Annotated in this window: 2 protein-coding genes; both read left to right on the forward strand. The window is 74.1% G+C overall.

The genetic code is table 11. The features are described 5' to 3' along the window. Positions 1 to 525: DUF2752 domain-containing protein (locus ACJA3G_RS36670; protein ID WP_406557341.1), on the forward strand; the 525-nt coding region annotated here is incomplete at its 5' end. A 148-nt stretch (positions 526 to 673) separates the two neighbouring features. Further along, positions 674 to 1,483: an indole-3-glycerol phosphate synthase TrpC gene (trpC, locus tag ACJA3G_RS36675; RefSeq protein ID WP_406557342.1), complete on the forward strand. Its 810-nt coding sequence runs from the start codon at positions 674 to 676 to the stop codon at positions 1,481 to 1,483. Positions 1,484 to 1,589 lie beyond the last annotated feature (106 nt).

The following is a 1,589-nucleotide window of genomic DNA, read 5'->3' on the forward strand; positions in this document are numbered from 1 at the left end:
GACCCCGGCCCGTCCGGCCCCCGGTGCCCCGGCTCCCGGGGCCTCCTCCGCCGTGCGCCGGCTGCTCGTGCCGCTGGGCACCCGACCCCGGCCCGTCCGGCCCCCGGTGCCCCGGCTCCCGGGGCCTCCTCCGCCGTGCGCCGGCTGCTCGTGCCGCTGGGCACCCTCGCCGGGGTCGCCGCCGCCTTCGCGTACGTGGGCGCGGTCGACCCGAACGAGCCCGGCCACTACCCCGTCTGCCCGCTGCTGCGGCTCACCGGGATCTACTGCCCCGGCTGCGGGGGCCTGCGCAGCGCCCACGCCTTCATCACCGGCGACTTCGGCGCGGCCCTCGGCGCCAACGCCCTCGCCGTGCTCGGCTACGTCCTCTTCGCGGCCCTCTGGGTGGTCTGGGCCGTCCGCACCGCGCGCGGGCTGCCCTTCCGTATCGCCCTCAAGGACGCCCACTGGTGGGGTGTCGGCGCGGTCCTGCTGGTCTTCTCGATTGTCCGGAATATGCCGTTCGGTGCTGTACTCGCGCCGTGACATTCCGTATATCTCCCCACGTCCCGGCTGTCCGAGGGGTGGGACGGGCGTCAACCGGATGCGGGCCCTTCGCTCCGGTGCGGATACCATCGTCATGGCTGATCCTGGCCGATCGTCAACGTCACCGTCCTGGAAGGGGGCCGCTCACGTGAGTGTGCTCGACGAGATCATCGAGGGCGTCCGCGCCGATCTGGCGGAGCGGCAGGCGCGGGTCGGCCTCGACGAGCTCAAGGAGCGCGCCGCCAAGGCGCCCCGGGCCCGGGACGGCGTCGCGGCCCTGCGCGGCGAAGGCGTCACGGTCATCTGCGAGGTCAAGCGCTCCAGCCCGTCCAAGGGCGCGCTGGCGGCCATCGCGGACCCGGCCGCTCTCGCCGCCGACTACGAGGCGGGCGGCGCGGCCGTCATCTCCGTGCTCACCGAGGAGCGCCGCTTCGGCGGCTCGCTCGCCGACCTGGAGGCCGTTCGCGCCAAGGTCGACATCCCGGTGCTGCGCAAGGACTTCATCGTCACCGCCTACCAGCTGTGGGAGGCCCGGGCGTACGGGGCCGACATGGCGCTCCTGATCGTCTCCGCCCTGGAGCAGGCCGCCCTGGTCTCGCTGATCGAGCGCGCCGAGTCCATCGGGCTCACCCCGCTGGTCGAGGTGCACGACGAGGACGAGGTCGAGCGGGCGGTCGACGCGGGCGCGAGGATCATCGGCGTCAACGCGCGCGACCTGAAGACCCTCAAGGTGGACCGCACCACCTTCGAGCGCGTCGCCCCGGAGATCCCCTCGCACATCGTCAAGATCGCCGAGTCGGGCGTGCGCGGCCCGCACGACCTGATCGCCTACGCCAACGCGGGCGCCGACGCCGTCCTGGTCGGCGAGTCCCTGGTCACCGGCAAGGACCCCCGGGCGGCCGTCGCCGACCTGGTGGCCGCCGGCGCCCACCCCGCCCTGCGGCACGGACGGAACTGACCCACCATGCCGATCGTGCGGGCCGCGCACGCCCGACTCGGCGATCTTGACGATGTGCGAGGGGAGTCGGCGCCCGCGTTGGCGTAGGCGATCAGGTCGTGCGGGC

It is taken from the genome of Streptomyces sp. YS-3 (assembly GCF_045257485.1).
GTDB lineage: Bacteria > Actinomycetota > Actinomycetes > Streptomycetales > Streptomycetaceae > Streptomyces.